General features: G+C 57.3%; 15 protein-coding genes. 1 reads left to right on the top strand and 14 read right to left on the bottom strand.

Features of this window, described 5'->3' with window-relative positions:
- Positions 1-2: 2 nt before the first annotated feature.
- The 5 genes from B3H65_RS07760 to rplS all read right to left on the bottom strand — a co-directional run bounded on the left by B3H65_RS07760 (position 3) and on the right by rplS (position 4,375).
- Complete coding sequence (locus B3H65_RS07760; protein ID WP_349675993.1) at positions 3-911, bottom strand: DNA-processing protein DprA; 909 nt, start codon at positions 909-911, stop codon at positions 3-5.
- Between the two features lie 19 nt (positions 912-930).
- Positions 931-2,460 carry a YifB family Mg chelatase-like AAA ATPase gene (locus tag B3H65_RS07755; RefSeq protein ID WP_286684789.1) on the bottom strand — a complete coding sequence of 510 codons (1,530 nt, stop codon included), beginning with the start codon at positions 2,458-2,460 and terminating at the stop codon, positions 931-933.
- Entirely contained in the window at positions 2,457-2,939 is a 483-nt protein-coding gene (locus B3H65_RS07750; protein WP_009140245.1) for a YraN family protein, read from the bottom strand. The genes B3H65_RS07755 and B3H65_RS07750 overlap by 4 nt, the downstream gene beginning before the upstream one ends.
- Positions 2,940-3,112: 173 nt before the next feature.
- Positions 3,113-3,901 carry a ribonuclease HII gene (locus B3H65_RS07745; RefSeq protein WP_117680259.1) on the bottom strand — a complete coding sequence of 263 codons (789 nt, stop codon included), beginning with the start codon at positions 3,899-3,901 and terminating at the stop codon, positions 3,113-3,115.
- A 132-nt stretch (positions 3,902-4,033) separates the two neighbouring features.
- Positions 4,034-4,375 (bottom strand): 50S ribosomal protein L19, encoded by a 342-nt coding sequence (gene rplS, locus B3H65_RS07740; protein WP_009140243.1) that lies wholly within the window; start codon positions 4,373-4,375, stop codon positions 4,034-4,036.
- Positions 4,376-4,656: 281 nt separating this feature from the next.
- On the opposite strand from rplS, the gene B3H65_RS07735 reads away from it, so the two are divergent.
- Positions 4,657-5,217 carry a hypothetical protein gene (locus tag B3H65_RS07735; protein WP_286684788.1) on the top strand — a complete coding sequence of 187 codons (561 nt, stop codon included), beginning with the start codon at positions 4,657-4,659 and terminating at the stop codon, positions 5,215-5,217.
- 121 nt (positions 5,218-5,338) lie between these two features.
- Here the strand turns inward: B3H65_RS07735 and ppdK are convergent, their stop codons facing one another.
- The 9 genes from ppdK to rpsP all read right to left on the bottom strand — a co-directional run bounded on the left by ppdK (position 5,339) and on the right by rpsP (position 14,979).
- Positions 5,339-8,083, bottom strand: coding sequence for a pyruvate, phosphate dikinase (gene ppdK, locus B3H65_RS07730; protein WP_286684787.1), 2,745 nt, complete (start codon positions 8,081-8,083; stop codon positions 5,339-5,341).
- A gap of 197 nt (positions 8,084-8,280) precedes the next feature.
- Positions 8,281-9,138 (bottom strand): pyruvate, water dikinase regulatory protein, encoded by an 858-nt coding sequence (locus tag B3H65_RS07725; RefSeq protein WP_286684786.1) that lies wholly within the window; start codon positions 9,136-9,138, stop codon positions 8,281-8,283.
- A 160-nt stretch (positions 9,139-9,298) separates the two neighbouring features.
- Complete coding sequence (glyS, locus tag B3H65_RS07720; RefSeq protein WP_286684881.1) at positions 9,299-11,386, bottom strand: glycine--tRNA ligase subunit beta; 2,088 nt, start codon at positions 11,384-11,386, stop codon at positions 9,299-9,301.
- Positions 11,386-12,279, bottom strand: a complete 894-nt coding sequence (locus B3H65_RS07715) for a glycine--tRNA ligase subunit alpha (RefSeq protein ID WP_009140238.1) — start codon at positions 12,277-12,279, stop codon at positions 11,386-11,388. Before B3H65_RS07715 ends, glyS begins: the two co-directional genes overlap by 1 nt.
- 173 nt (positions 12,280-12,452) lie before the next feature.
- Positions 12,453-13,010, bottom strand: coding sequence for a signal peptidase I (gene lepB, locus B3H65_RS07710; RefSeq protein WP_009140237.1), 558 nt, complete (start codon positions 13,008-13,010; stop codon positions 12,453-12,455).
- Between the two features lie 2 nt (positions 13,011-13,012).
- Entirely contained in the window at positions 13,013-13,780 is a 768-nt protein-coding gene (gene trmD, locus B3H65_RS07705; protein WP_286684880.1) for a tRNA (guanosine(37)-N1)-methyltransferase TrmD, read from the bottom strand.
- Positions 13,781-13,802: 22 nt separating this feature from the next.
- Positions 13,803-14,318 carry a ribosome maturation factor RimM gene (gene rimM / locus B3H65_RS07700; protein ID WP_286684785.1) on the bottom strand — a complete coding sequence of 172 codons (516 nt, stop codon included), beginning with the start codon at positions 14,316-14,318 and terminating at the stop codon, positions 13,803-13,805.
- A 4-nt stretch (positions 14,319-14,322) separates the two neighbouring features.
- Positions 14,323-14,628, bottom strand: coding sequence for a KH domain-containing protein (locus tag B3H65_RS07695; protein ID WP_009140234.1), 306 nt, complete (start codon positions 14,626-14,628; stop codon positions 14,323-14,325).
- Positions 14,629-14,634: 6 nt separating this feature from the next.
- Positions 14,635-14,979, bottom strand: a complete 345-nt coding sequence (gene rpsP / locus B3H65_RS07690) for a 30S ribosomal protein S16 (protein WP_009140233.1) — start codon at positions 14,977-14,979, stop codon at positions 14,635-14,637.
- Positions 14,980-15,115 lie beyond the last annotated feature (136 nt).

Below are 15,115 nucleotides of genomic sequence, written 5' to 3'. Positions count from 1 at the left end.
TTTCACGTTTTCATCGAACCCATATTGTGACCCAAACGGCTGCGGGCGTGAAGCGCGATCTTGGTCGGCGCGAATCGTCCATCAAAAAGCGTTTCCACCAATCCTCGAACCGAAAGAGCACCGAGAAATTTCAAGGTGGTGGCAACGTCCTTCTTAAGCATCGCTGAAACCTGGTCTATGCGCATAGGGTTTGCGATAAGCGCGTCAAGCACCAGCAACTCGGTTTCATTCAGCCCTATCAAACCGGGCGCGGCACCGCGCTGGTACCGTAGCGTGCCGTAGATGCGCGATATCGCCACCTCAAGAGATTCCTCATCCGTAATGCACGTCGCGCCCTCGGAAATGAGGTAGTTTGTCCCTTTTGATTCCGGAGACAGAATAGAGCCCGGAATAGAGAGAACTTCCCTACCCAAGCCCAGCGCGGACTCGGCAGTTGAGATGGTACCCGACGGCAACCCCGCCTCTGTCACAAACAAGGCCTTCGACAAAGCGGCGATCACCCTGTTGCGCTTGGGAAACATGTACTTGCGAGGCTGGGCGCCCCACGGTTCGATAGAGATGACCGCGCCTGCCTGGGACAGCGTTCGCTCCACTAGGTCTTCAGCCCCGCGCGGATAGACGACATCCGCCCCGCTTCCAAAAACCACCACGTGTCTACCGCCCGCCTCAAGAGCAGCACGCCCTGCAGCCTGGTCGCAACCTAAAGCCCCTCCGGATACGACAACCAAATTCGATTCCGCGGCAACATGCGCCGCCATCTCGGCGACGGCAAGGCCGTAAGGTGTTGCCTTCCGTGATCCGATAATCGAGATGCATGAAGCATTGAGGGCTGTGGGATCGCCTCTCACGTAGATGGTCTTCGGCGGGTCCGGCAGCTCTGCGACCATGCTTGGATATAAGGGTTGTCCCAACCTGAGCTCCATCCTCCCCCTACATACGCCCATCGTTCCTCCTTCCCTGGTACATCGCGGCCTCGAGAACATGGCCGACCGCGATTGTTGGACTCTGGTCGATGTCGGCAACGGTCCTTGCAATGCGGCAGAGACGAACGATGCCCCTTGCGCTCAGATGGTTACGTGCGGCTATGTCGAGCAGAACATCAGAAGAGTCGCCTTTCATGCCGCTCTGCTCGATAACTCTCTCGAAACGTTCCGTTCCCTCTAAAATCGAAGTGCCCCATTTAGCCGCACGGTCTCGTCCAAAAGCTCGCCCGCGCTCGACCATCTCAAGCAATTCACTCGATGTAAGCCCTTCTTCACCCTCGATGATGAGAGATGGATCCGGCCTTGAGACATCGAGAACGATGTCGATGCGGTCTACAAGCGGCCCTGCGAGCTTGGCCCTATATTTTGAGATGGCGCTCGGCGTGCACCTACAGGCTACCTCCCCATCTCCCAAATGACCGCACGGGCAGGGATTGCTTGCTGCAAGCAGCTGGAAACGTGATGGAAAAATATATGTGCCATCAACACGGGCGATGCGCACGCACCCCTCTTCAATAGGCTGCCTTAGCGTCTGGAGGACGCCCGTGGGAAACTCCCCGAGCTCATCGAGGTAGAGAACGCCACCGTGCGCGAGGCTCGCCTCACCCGGCCGCACCGGCCTTCCACCTCCCACCAAACCAGCAGGGGTGATGCTGTGGTGCGGTCTACGAAACGGCCTTTCCCCCGCAAGAAGGCCCTCGTACCCATCTCCCGCGACGGAATGGATGCACAGGGCCTCCTGGCGCTCGACGGGATCAATCGGCGGCAATATCGTTGTCATCCTTTTCGAAAGCATGCTCTTACCAGAGCCGGGAGGTCCAATCATAAGCATGCCCAACCCGCCTGCCGCCGCCACCGCGATCGCCCGTTTAGCAACCTCTTGTCCAACGACATCGGCATAGTCAAGTCGAGGCTGGACCACGCTTTCCGATATGGGAGATACGGGATAGGGCTTGCAAGCCCAATCGACGCCCATGCGAAGCGCTCCTATGCTATCCAGATATGATGACGCCACGCCGTCGAAGGGAACATGATCCGGCCTCAAGGCCCCCACAAGAGAAAGCCCCGCCTCTCGAGCAAGCAAGGTGTAGGCGACCTCACCTTTGCAGGGAAGGACTTCGCCGTCCAATCCCACCTCGCCCACAAACAGTCGATCATCGAGGCCCGTGCGCGGTATCTGCCCCGACATGGCGAGTATTGCAACGGCGATGGGCAGGTCGAATCCAGAACCGGTCTTCCTCAAATCGCCAGGCGATAAGTTCACGATGATCGCGCGACGCGGAACGTCGAATCCGCAGGCAACCAGGGCGCAGCGAATTCTCACCCGCGCCTCGAGAACCGAACTGTCCGCCATGCCCACGATCGTGATACCCGGTATGCTTCCGCCGTATGAGACCTCGACCGTAACGGGCTGTGCCTCGACCCCTCTGATACATGCAGCATGGACGGCAAACGACCCGGGCCTATCAGAACTCACGGCTCCGCCTCCCAGTCAAAGGCCCCTACCATATGCCTGATGCCCGCAAGGTGACCGGACGCAACCGAAACGGCGACCACATCGAAACGAATCGCGGGTACGGGAAAGCGATCCATAAGATAATTTGCGGCGATACGGCGATACCGACGGCGCTTCTTATCGTTAACTGCCTCTTCGGGATACCCATCGTCATCGAGATGACGGACCCTTCGCGTCTTGACCTCAACCAGAACGATGACGCCCTCGACCGTATCGAGCGCTATAAGGTCCGCCTCCCCTTCATGGCAACGGTAATTGCGCTCGAGAATGTCGTATCCCCGCTCCTTCAAATAGAGCGCCGCGATCGCTTCGCCAACGTTACCCAGTTGTTTTGTAGTAAGGCCGTCGAGCATCCTATCATCATCAAGGCACGCATCCTCTGACAACAGGTCCTCGAAACCGCCAAGATCGGGAACTCGGTCCTTGCTTCGCCGTGACATTTCGCGCTCCTTTCCGTTGGAAAATAATTAACGGAAAGCATGGAGGCGTATTAGCTCGCGCAAGGTCGGCTGAATCTTCCAGAAATGCCGAAAGTAAAGCGATGATTTATTGCAAAACAATGCTAGCGAAAGCTAGAACGTGCCGCCAGCGTGGGCAAAAGCGCCCGGCGCCATTAAAAAAGGGTGCCTGTCTGCAAGAAATTACCACAAAAGCTCACTCGGTGAATGGGGGTCAAACCATGTTCCTGTATGGCCTTGATATGATCGGGCGATGCGTAGCCCTTTGATTGCGCCAGATGGTATCCGGGATATTCTGCATCCAGCTCGACCATCATCTCGTCGCGGGTGACTTTGGCAACAATCGAGGCGGCGGCGATACAAGCCACTTGCGCGTCACCGTGAACCACATCGCGCTCGTTGGGGACCGCGCCCAGAGGGTTTCCATCCATCAAAACGCAATCGGGTTCAAGTCCGGTATCGGCAACGGCGCCCGCGACGGCCTCGCGAAGAGCAGATGCCATGCCAACGGAATCGATGCGCTCGGGAGATATGTGACAGATGCCGATCGCAACCGCTTCCTGCGCGATTCTGGAAGCCAGGGCCTCGCGCTTTGCGGGAGTTAACTGCTTAGAATCGTTGATGCCCCAAATCTTAGGATCGGAGGGAAGGCAGACGGCGCAGACGGTCAAAGGCCCCGCGACGGAACCACGTCCCACCTCGTCCACGCCGACCACGATACCGCTGCCGCCAAGCTCATCCATGAGACGGTACATGCCGTCTACTCGCTCGTGTTCCGCCTTCTCCTTGCTCCAGCGCTTCAACGCGCGTTCGCAGGCCTTTTGAACTTGAACGCGAGGGTCCTCACGATAACGATCGACAAGCAACTGAATTTCATTAAACGGAGCGCTCCCCAGCTCTGCCGCAACCTGCGCGGCGGGGGCCGAACTTGTCATATTTGCCATTGGGACTCCTTGGATGCAGACCGTCATCTTTTCCATGGTACCGCGAACGCCGTTAAACGAAAGCGTAATGCAACCAAAAAGGCCGCCCCTTTCGGAGCGGCCAGGTGCGCGTAATTGAAAAAAGGATGAAGCTTAGCGCTTCTCGGGAATGCGGGCAGCCTTGCCCACCTTGTCGCGGAGGTAGTACAGCTTGGCGCGACGAACCTTACCGTGACGGATAACCTCGAGCTTGGCGATCTTGGGGCTGTGAAGCGGGAAGGTACGCTCGACACCGATGCCGAAGGAAAGCTTGCGGACGGTGAAGGTCTCGCGGGAGGAGCCGCCGCTCATGCGGATGACGTCGCCCTGGAAGACCTGGATACGCTCGCGGTCGCCTTCCTTGATGCGATAATGCACCTTGACGTTGTCGCCAACGCGGACCTGAGGAATGTCCTCACGGATCTGCTGGCGCTCGATTGCGCGGATGTAATCCATCTTTCGATCCTTACTCTTCTAGAGGTGCCGCGCGCGTACGCCGACACATAGGTTGAACAAACTATTTCAGTATAAGCATTTCGCTGGTAGCTAAGGGATGAACCTCATCCAACACCTTATCTGCACATTTATGGCTGACCATACGAAAGGCAAGGGGTATCCATGTATATACCTATGATAACGAACATACGATGCCAAATGCGGGAACAATACATCAGACGGCCAATCCGACCTAACCGTCACCATAATTAGACAGCAGATATGAAAGGAACTATCCCATCATGGCACGAATCGATTCCGTCAGCGAAATCAAACAGCAGCCAACGCCTGGAAAGGCTGCGATCATTGCATCCCTGCTGTTCCCTTTCATCGGGATCGCCTGCATACTAGCGCTGGAAGGAATCATGAACTTCCTACCATATCTTCTGGGCGGCCTGATGCTCGCGGTTGGAGCCGCGGACTTGATTACGGACCTTACAGATCCAAATAAGAAAGCCGGCAGCATCAGCCAGGGTTCCGACGTCGTCATGATCGTGGTCGGAGGAATGCTGCTGGTAAAGGGAACCGCCCTGCTCACCCTGGTAGGAGTTGTCTGGGGATTCATAGGATTAAGCAAGGCCGCCGGAGAGATAGACGAGACATTCCATGCGATTCGCGCTAGGGCGCCCTTCGCGCTGCTCGCGCTTTCCTCCGCCATAGAAGTGGTGCTCGGCACGCTCCTCATTGCTAGTCCACTTGAAAATATCGAGCATCATGTGCTGCTGCTTGGAATCGAACTGATCTTGCACCCGTTCACCATCCACAGCGACAACGGGAGAACGCACCTTTCCGCAGAAGCGTAGCGCCAGCCATCCATCCAAAAAGCAAAAGGGTCCGCGTCCTTATACCTCTGGGAACACGGGCCCTTTATCATGCTTGCCGGCAGCGCTCAGTCGTCATCGCCGGATGCGGGCAGCTAAGCACCTATCTTAGCTCGAGCATCGCATGGGCCGCAGAAAGCCTCGCGATAGGAACGCGATAAGGAGAACAGGAGACGTAGTCGACGTTCGCATCCTTAAAGAACCGCTTGATGGACGAGGGGTCTCCGCCGTGTTCGCCGCAGACACCGTAGCTCATGGCGGGATTGGATTCGCGGCCCTTGGACACCGCCATCGATACCATTTCAAGAACCGCGTCATCAATGGTCTCGAATGGATTGACGTCAAGAATCCCCTTATGCAGGTAGACGGGTATAAACTTTGCCTCGGCATCGTCACGCGAGAAGCCGAACACCGTCTGGGTAAGATCGTTAGTTCCAAAGCAGAAGAAGTCTGCATGCTTAGCGATCTGGTCGGCGACCAGACAGGCTCGAGGAAGCTCGATCATGGTGCCCACGGGAATCTCGAGCTTCACGCCATATTCCCTTTCCACCTGACCGATAACGCCTTCAATAACGTCTCGAACTTGCACATGTTCCCGAGTAACGGACACGAGCGGAACCATGATTTCTGGCCTAGGGTCCAGCCCCTCGTCGCGCTTAAGGGCGGCCGCCGCGCTAGCGATGGCCCTTACCTGCATCAAGGGAAGCTCGGGATAGAGCAACGACAACCGCACTCCTCGCAAGCCGAGCATGGGGTTGGACTCCGCCATCCCGTCGATCCGTCGAAGCAGCGAGCGAGCCTCGAGAAGTCGCTCCCCTTCTGCACCCGACGCCTCGAGACGGGCAATCGAAACCGCGAGCTCACGAGGATCGTCCAAAAACTCGTGAAGCGGTGGATCGAGCAAACGGACGACGACGTCCCTGCCGTTCATGGTTCGGAACATCGAGAGGAAATCATCGGTCTGGACCTCGAGCAATTGAGCAAGGGCAGCCGAACGAACGGCGGCATCCTCGGACAGGATGAACGATTGGATAATCTGCTTGCGATCGCCCAGGAACATATGCTCTGTTCGGCACAATCCTATCGCCTCGGCGCCGAAGCTCAAGGCAAGCTCCGCATCCTTCGGGTTGTCGGCATTGACGCGAACGTGGAATCCGCGGCCATCGGGGCCATCAAGACGAATCTCATCCGCCCATGCGAGCAGAGTATCAAGGTCTTTGGTCAATGAAGCCGTGGTGAGCGGTACCGCGCCCAAAACGACGATTCCCCGGGCTCCGTCGAGCGATATGACATCGCCCTCGTGAAGCACAAGGTCCGTGCCGGAGATGCGCACCTCCTTTGCCTTCGCATCGATCTGGAACGACTCAACGCCGCATACGCAGGGCGTCCCCATACCACGCGCGATCACAGCCGCATGACTGGTTTTGCCGCCGTGGCTGGTCAGGATTCCCTCCGCCACCGTCATGCCCTTGAGATCGTCGGGATTTGTCTCCCAGCGGACCAAGACGACCCGCCGGCCCGATGCCACGGCCTTAACAGCGTCATCGGACGAGAAGACGATCTCCCCCACCGCGGCTCCCGGACTCGCGTTGAGTCCGCAGGCCAGCACCTCGATATCGGCCGCGGGGTCGAATTGCGGATGAAGCAGCTGATCGAGCTGCTTGGGGCTCACGCGCCCAACAGCCTCCTCACGCGTGATGAGCCCCTCCTCGACCATATCAATAGCGATTTTGATCGCAGCCGCCGCGGTTCGCTTGCCCACACGCGTCTGCAGCATCCACAGCTTACCTTGCTCTATGGTGAACTCGATATCGCACATATCACGATAATGGCTCTCGAGGATGCCGAATATCGACTCGAGCTGCTCCCCCGCTTCTTTGAAAGTGGGATTAGCCTTAAGTTGGGAAATAGGCTCTGTGTTGCGGATGCCCGCGACAACATCTTCACCCTGTGCGTTAACTAGGAAGTCTCCGTAAAACTCTTTAGCTCCATCCGCTGCGTTGCGCGTAAAGGCGACGCCCGTAGCCGAGCTCTCACCCTTGTTGCCAAACACCATCGCCTGCACGTTTACCGCTGTTCCGAGGTCATCGGAAATACCATTCTGCTTGCGGTACAGACAAGCCCGTTCGTTGAGCCAGCTGCCAAATACAGCTTGGATGGCGAGACGGAGCTGAAGCGCGGGATCAGCAGGGAAAGCAGCGTCCCCGGCTGCATCGGCGAGCTCTGGATGAAGAAGGGCCGAGACGTTATCGCGGAAGATTGCTTTGAACTCGCTAACGAGTTGACAGAGATCCTCCGCGGAAAGGTCGCTGTCTTGCCGGACACCTGCGATCAGGCGCCGTTTCGACAGCGCGTTTTCAAACAGATCTGCATCGACTCCAAGAACAACATTGGAGAACATCTGGATAAACCTGCGATAGGAATCCCAAGCGAACCGAGGATTCTCGGTCTGCCGAATTAAACCTTGAACGGATTCATCGTTAAGACCGAGATTGAGGACGGTATCCATCATGCCGGGCATGGAGAACGGGGCTCCGGATCGCACGGACACCAACAGGGGATCATCGGGATCACCCAAGCGCTTGCCCATGCGCTCTTCGAGATCGCGCGTAGCCGCATCTATCTGATCAAGCACGCCCTGCTGCCATTCGTTGCCGCTATTCGCATATCCCATGCATGTTTTGCAAGTGATGGTAAAGCCAGGAGGAACGGGCAAACCCAGGCGCGCCATCTCGGCAAGATTAGCCCCCTTACCCCCAAGGACAAAGTTCATGCTGGCATCGCCCTCTGTAACGTCGACGCCATCCGCTGCCCCACCAAATCTGTACACGCACTTTTCCGTTTCCATACAAACCCCCTTCTCAAGCTGCAACGCGGCAGCAATGCGAATAAACCGCCGCGTCGTATGGGGACCCGACGGATATCGTGCATGATAGGAAGAAATACATAAAATGCTTTGAAGAACGTATGAACCGAAGCAAGCGTTGAATCTTTAACGGCGAACGGACGTACTTGTGGTCATACCGTGGTGATACCAGCTGGTATTTATTTAGCACTACCACATTCTCGAACAGAACGTTGACTAAAAACATAGTCCAGATGCCCGATAATCTCGGCAGCGGATTCCTCAATGGCCTTGCGGTCGGTCTTGATGACGATACAGCCGATCCTTCCCATAAGCGCACGGGCGGCGCGCTGCTCCTCAAAGATAATGGATGGATCGGCATACCGCCCCGCTACGCTGCGAGAAACCTCATCACCCAAGCGACTAGAGCGGATCTGCGCAATCTCCTCGACCGTTGAGACGAGACCGAACACACGGGCTGGGTCAACATCGAATAGAGCTGCAGGCGGCTCAATCCCCAGCGCAAGGGGAATGTTGGCAACCTTATAACCAAGATATGCAAGATACATTGATAAAGGAGTCTTAGAGGTGCGGGAAACGCCGATAAGAACCAAATCCGCATCGGACAAATCGTTGCAATTTCGTCCATCGTCATGTGCGACAAAGTACTCCATAGCCAGGATTCGCTCAAAATATCGCGCGTCGGTTTGATGGACGGCGCCAACCCGCTGAGAAGGGCTCTGCCCCAAAACCATCGAGAGCGCGTCGAGCGCCGGACCGATCACATCGATTATGGGAATGCAGCGAGAATCAAGGAGGCCTTCGACCTTCCGACGAAGCGCGACGTCTACGATGGTATGGAGGACCACAACGGATCGGCTCGACGACTCGTCCAAAACAGCACGGAGCAACTCCACATCATTGATCTTTGCAAGTCTTCGAACCTCACACGAACCATGCTTGAACTGAGCAAGAGCCGCGCGCAGAACGGCAAAAGCCGTGTCTCCAAGGGAATCGGAAACGACGAGGACGAGCGGACGAGCCTCTTCATGCAACATAGTCCTGCCCTTTCTACATGAATCGCATTGGTTAATCCCTACCGTAGCAAATTCTCAGAATCGCAAGACCGCAAATACGGAGTAGATAAAAAACGGGGGCCGCCGGATGACGACCCCTGTAAATCATATTGCGAATCAATCCGCCATCAAGCAGTCCGGATTATTTCTTGCGTGCGAGCTCTCCAATATTAGCGACATCGGAAAACACGGCTTCAAAGCGGTTGAGCAACCGAAGGCGGTTGGTGCGCAAAGCCTCATCCTGATCCATAACAAGTACCTCGTCGAAGAAACGGTCGACAGGCGCGCGGAGACCGGCCAGGGCTGCGATGACAGCAGTGAAATCTTTGGCAGAGAATGCGACGTCAACAGCGGCCTGGGCGGCGTCGGATGCCTGCAACAGCTCGCGCTCGGCATCGCCAAGAAGCGACGCGTCGACATCGACGCCGAGATCAGCATCTGCAAGATGGCTGGCGCGAGCATAGGCGGTCGCAAGGTTATCGAAAGTGTCCACATCGTTGTCACGGGCGTCCTTAAGGGCGTGCGCCAGAGCGAAGTAATCAACCGGAGCGCTCACGGAACCAGCGGAAACGGCGGCGACGGTATCGGCGTCGATCTTCTCGTCGCGGGCCATCTGCTCCAAACGACCCTTGATAAACGCGCAAACCGAAGCGCAGACGGCACCCGCATCGAACTCGATGCCCTGCTCTGCATAGGCTTCGAGCGCTGCGGGGACGAGCTCCTCATACCCGATGTGGAGCTTCTCGCGAAGAATGTTCAAAATGCCGATAGCGCTGCGACGAAGCGCGAAGGGGTCCTTGGAGCCGGTAGGAGGCTCATCGATGGCAAACATGCCGGCGATGGTATCCAACTTGTCGGCGACGGCGACAACGCAACCGGCGATATTGCGAGGCAACTCGTCGCCTGCGAAGCGCGGACGATAATGGTCGCTCATGGCGATGGCCACGTCCTCGTGCTCGCCAGCAGCTTTGGCATAGTATGCGCCCATGACGCCCTGTTGGCTGGTGAACTCAATGACAGCGCCGGAGACAAGGTCCGCCTTGGCAAAGTGCGCGGCGCGAACGGCGTCCGCGGAAGTCTCCGCATCAAGGCCGGCAACCTCGCAGATTGCGGACGAGAGGCGCTCGACGCGCTCGGACTTCTGCAGAACGGTGCCGAGCTTCTCCTGGAAACCCACGCGTGCCAAGCGACTACGGAAATCCTCGAGGGAGACCTTGAGGTCCTCGTCGTAGAAGAACTTGGCATCGTACAGACGGGCGCGAACGACGCGCTCGTTACCATCGACTACCGTATCGGCAACGTCGAGCGGAGTGTTAGCGACAAGGATAAAGTTGCGGGTCAATTCACCGCTCTGGGCGTTATACAGCGGGAAGTAGCGCTGGTTGGACAGCATGGATTCGCAGATGATCTCATGCGGTACCTGGAGGAACTCCTCATCGAAGGCGCCCATAAGGACCTGAGGCCACTCAACCAGATTAACGACTTCGTCGAAGATCTTCGCAGGGGTCTCGGCGCGGAGGCCGTTTTCGTCCTCGATCTTCTTGATGCCATCGAGAATGAGCTGGCGACGGCGGTCGGTATCGACTATGACGCCGGCGTCCTCGAGAACAGACTCATACGAAGCGACGTCGGCGATAGCGGGCTCGACGTGCAGCACGCGAAGACCGCGGGTGGTGCGACCCGCCTCGACGCCGGCAAAGCGAACAGGAACGACCTCGTCGCCGAACAGGGAGACGATCCAACGCAGCGGGCGACCAAACGTTTCATGACCGCGGCCCCAGCGCTGAGAACGAGGCCAGGAAAGCTTGGGGATAGAGGCGGAGACCACCTCGGTGATAATCTCGTTTGCAGGGCGGGCAGGCTTCTCGATGTCAAGGAAAACGTACTCGCGGCCTTCGTCCTCGCGGACAACAAGCTCGGATGCATCGGCCCCCTTGCCGCGGGCAAAGCCCTGGGCGGCCTTAGTGGGATTGCCGTCGGCATCGAACGCGATAGCGGCAGCCGGGCCGCGAAGGCTCAGCGACTCAGCCTCGGTAGCCTCGGCGAGATTGGAAACGATGACGGTGATGCGACGCGGGGTGCTCATAGAGCGGACGTCGCCGTGGGCGAGACCGGCGGCATCAAGGCCATCGCGAACCAGGTCGCCAAACTGCTTGGTCGCCTTGTACAGCGGAATAGCGGGCAGCTCCTCGCAGCCCAGCTCGATCAGATAATCACGTGTAGCCACGATTAAGCCTCCTTAGATGCATCTGCGGTGGAAGCAGCCAGCCATGCCTCGCAGCAGGCCTTGGCGATGGTGCGGACGCGCAAGATGTAGCCCATGCGCTCCGTAGCGGAGAGGGCACCGCGCGCGTCGAGAATGTTGAAGGAATGGGAGCACTTGAGAACGCAATCGTATGCCGCCAGCGGAATTCCCGCCTCTAGGCAGGAATGGCACTCTGCCTCGAATTCGTCAAACTTGGAACGCATAAGCTCCACGTTAGCGACCTCGAAGTTATATTTAGAGAACTCGCGCTCGTTCTCCAGGAAGACATCGCCGTACGTTACAACGGAACCATCTTCAGAACGGCTCCAGACAAGATCGTACACGGAGTCGACGCCCTGGATGTACATGGCCAGGCGCTCCAGGCCATAGGTGATCTCCACGGGAACGGGATCGACCTCAAGACCGCCCACCTGCTGGAAATAGGTGAACTGCGTGACCTCCATGCCGTTGAGCCAGACCTCCCAGCCAAGTCCCCAGGCGCCCAGCGTGGGGCTCTCCCAGTCGTCCTCCACAAAACGGATATCGTGCTCGTCAGGATTGATGCCAATAGCCGACAGCGACTCAAGGTAGAGCTCCTGAGAGTTCTCCGGAGAGGGCTTGATCAAGACCTGGAACTGATAATAGTGCTGCATGCGGTTGGGATTCTCGCCGTAACGGCCGTCGGCAGGGCGGCGACAAGGCTGGGCATAGCAGGCGCGCCAGTCCTTAGGACCAAGCGAACGAAGCAGCGTGGCAGTATGGAACGTGCCCGCGCCCACCTCTGAATCATACGGCTGGATGACGACGCATCCCTTTGAAGCCCAGAAATGCTGGAGCTTCAGGATGATGTCTTGGAAGGAAAGAGCTGAAGCGTTCATGAACCTGCTATCTCCTCGACGTTGGATAAAACAACCATTTATTCTAGCGCAACTGCACACGTATGTAACATAAGGGTTCCAAGCTGCGATATTTTTACGATTCTCATTAAAAAGAAAAACCCGGCGAAGCAGAAGCTCCAGCCGGGTCGCTAAGTGCTTTTGGACGATGAGCCCTAGATTCCGCCGATGCGGTTAAGGGGCCAGTAGCGGAACAACGCAACGCCCACAACGCTGTCCTGCGGGATCGCACCGAAATATCGAGAGTCAGCCGAATTCTCGCGATTATCGCCCATTACCCAGACGCAGCCATCGGGAACCGTATAGGGATAGTCTAGATCGACATCGACCGCCTGCTGATCCAAAGGATACGTCTTGCCGACGGTGTAGTCTTCATCCAAAGCCTCCCCGTCGACAAAAACACGGCCACCGATAAACGTAACGGTCTGCCCCTCAGTCGCGATCACTCGCTTGACAAGGAAATCATGATCGGAATCGGTCTCCGGGTTGGTGAAAACCACAACGTCGCCTGCAGATACGGGCTGACCCAAAGAAAGCGTCACTTTCTCAGCGACCAGCTGATCTCCAATCTCAATGGTATGCTCCATCGATCCGGTGGGAACCACAAAGGGCATGGCGACAAACGTTCTGATGAAGAAACCAACAACCAGGGCGATCGCGATGATGACAACCCATTCGAGAATGCTTCTGAAAACGGAAGGCTTCTGTTCCACGGCTACTCCATTTCCTCATGAGGGTGCATCCGAGCAATGAGGTCGAGAGCAAACGCACACTCTTGCTCGGTAAGGCCAGCGGACTCGATAAGATCGGGACGCCAGCGGCACGTGCGTTCAATGGCGTTTCGGCGGCGCCAGGCGTCTACTTTAGCATGGTCGCCGGACAGCAGGATGGGCGGGACGTCCATGCCATTAAAGGATGAGGGTCGAGTGTACTGCTCATACTCCAGAAGCCCGCCATCTTCACCGGTAGCGAAGGACTCGTCTACGCTGCTCATAGAATCGCCGAGCGCTCCCGGTATAAGACGAACCACGGCGTCGGTTACCACCATAGCGGCGAGTTCACCGCCGGTAAGAACGTAATCACCAATAGACAGCCGCTCGTCAGCAAGCGAATAGGCTCGCTCATCCATACCCTCATAGCGACCGCAGACAAACAATAGGCGCTCGCAGCCCGCGAGGCGCTCGGCAACATGCTGTGTAAAAGGCTCGCCGCAGGGCGTGAAAAAAATAACGCGCGGAGGGCACAAATCCGACTGTGACTTGAGTTCGCTGATGGCCTCGTAGATAGGCTCGACCTTCATGAGCATACCGGCACCGCCACCATATGGCTCATCGTCCACCGTGCGATGCCGATCATGCGTCCAATCACGCAAATCATGTGCCTTAAAGTCGAACAGGCCGCGAGAACGCGCCCTTCCAAGAATGGAGGTGGACATCACGGGCTCGAACATCTCTGGGAAAACAGAAAGCGTCTCAATGAGCATCCGCAGCATGCCTCTCTTCTCGTTACTCGTTAATGAGTCCGTCCATAATTTGGACGAGGATGGGTCCATCCTGGGGGATCGACGATACAACATGGGAAACCACGGGAATCAGGACCTCGCCGTAAGGTCCCCCGTCAATAACCCAGACATCGTTAGCCGGGGTCTCCATAACCTCGACGATACGGCCGAGCGAACCGCGACGGCGGTCGATCACCTCGCGATCGATGAGGTCTTCAAACGCCGCAGTAAGCTCATCAAGCTCGATGTCCTCCTCATGCGCCAAAATAAAGCACCCTTGGAGAGCCTCGGCATCATCGATAGAAGACGAGCAGGAGAACAGAACGCGGGCAGTGTCCCCATCGTCGCTAACGGCGTCAACGGTCACAAACCTATCGCGATTAAGGGCGGGAGGCGTGAGCGCGACCTCCATGTCCGGTTCTACAAGAAGAGGAAGGCCCCGCAGCGGTGCCACGGTGACCTCCCCCTTAGACCCATGCGCCTTAAGCACGCGGGCAATATTTCTATACTGGCTGGACATAGGTCTAGCCCAGAACCTCTACCTCGACAGAAGTGCCGAGGCGAGCAGCCAACGCGCGCGCAAGCGTGCGAATGGCCTTGATGGTGCGCCCGTGGCGCCCGATGACCTTAGCGACGTCACCCTCGGCAACGGTCACTTCGATAGTGGAGGAATCTGCGCCATCGATGACCTCGAGGCTGACGGAATCCACGTCATCAACGATATTCACGATGAGATACTCAACCAAGTCCGCAATGCGGTCGGAGAGCAGGGCCTCGGTATCGGCGCCCTCGACGATCTCATCGAGTTCGGTGTTGATCTCAGAAGACACCTTGGATTACTCCTCGGAAGCCTCGGCAGCGGCAGCGGCGGCCTCCTCAGCAGCCTTGGCCTCCTTGGCCAGCTGCTTCTTGGACTTCTTGGGCTCGGCGGCAGCCTTCTCGCCCTCGTTAGCGGCCTTCACCAGAGCGGCGACGGCATCGGTGAGCTGAGCGCCCTTGACCTGCCAGTCAGCGATCTTCTCAAGATCGAGGCTGATGGTCTTGGGGGTGGTCAGCGGATTGTAGCGGCCGACCTCCTCGATGAAACGGCCATCGCGGGGCGAACGGGCGTCGGCGACGACAACACGGTAATACGGACGCTTCTTAGAGCCGTGACGGGCAAGGCGAATCTTGACTGCCAATGCAAACTCCTCCAACCAAGCAGCTTTCTGCTGCAACGATAAACAAACGACTGAATATTCTACGCCAACGGCGGGAGCAGGTGAAGTCCTTACACAGGAACTTCTTCGAAATTGCCGCAGACGTTTTTCTATCTTA

This window comes from Collinsella sp. UBA1693 (genome assembly GCF_002320115.1).
In the GTDB taxonomy this organism is placed as follows: domain Bacteria; phylum Actinomycetota; class Coriobacteriia; order Coriobacteriales; family Coriobacteriaceae; genus Collinsella; species Collinsella tanakaei.
Note: the sequence above shows the minus strand (reverse complement) of the source record. Positions and strands in the feature narration are given on the sequence as shown.

What these genes read in the sequence shown, in the direction of transcription:
- B3H65_RS07750 (WP_009140245.1), bottom strand. Translation starts at nt 2,939, where the DNA reads ATGTCACGGCGAAGCAAGGACCGAGTTCCCGATCTTGGCGGTTTCGAG.
- B3H65_RS07745 (WP_117680259.1), bottom strand. Translation starts at nt 3,901, where the DNA reads ATGGCAAATATGACAAGTTCGGCCCCCGCCGCGCAGGTTGCGGCAGAG.
- rplS (WP_009140243.1), bottom strand. Translation starts at nt 4,375, where the DNA reads ATGGATTACATCCGCGCAATCGAGCGCCAGCAGATCCGTGAGGACATT.
- B3H65_RS07735 (WP_286684788.1), top strand. Translation starts at nt 4,657, where the DNA reads ATGGCACGAATCGATTCCGTCAGCGAAATCAAACAGCAGCCAACGCCT.
- ppdK (WP_286684787.1), bottom strand. Translation starts at nt 8,083, where the DNA reads ATGGAAACGGAAAAGTGCGTGTACAGATTTGGTGGGGCAGCGGATGGC.
- B3H65_RS07725 (WP_286684786.1), bottom strand. Translation starts at nt 9,138, where the DNA reads ATGTTGCATGAAGAGGCTCGTCCGCTCGTCCTCGTCGTTTCCGATTCC.
- B3H65_RS07715 (WP_009140238.1), bottom strand. Translation starts at nt 12,279, where the DNA reads ATGAACGCTTCAGCTCTTTCCTTCCAAGACATCATCCTGAAGCTCCAG.
- trmD (WP_286684880.1), bottom strand. Translation starts at nt 13,780, where the DNA reads ATGCTCATTGAGACGCTTTCTGTTTTCCCAGAGATGTTCGAGCCCGTG.
- rimM (WP_286684785.1), bottom strand. Translation starts at nt 14,318, where the DNA reads ATGTCCAGCCAGTATAGAAATATTGCCCGCGTGCTTAAGGCGCATGGG.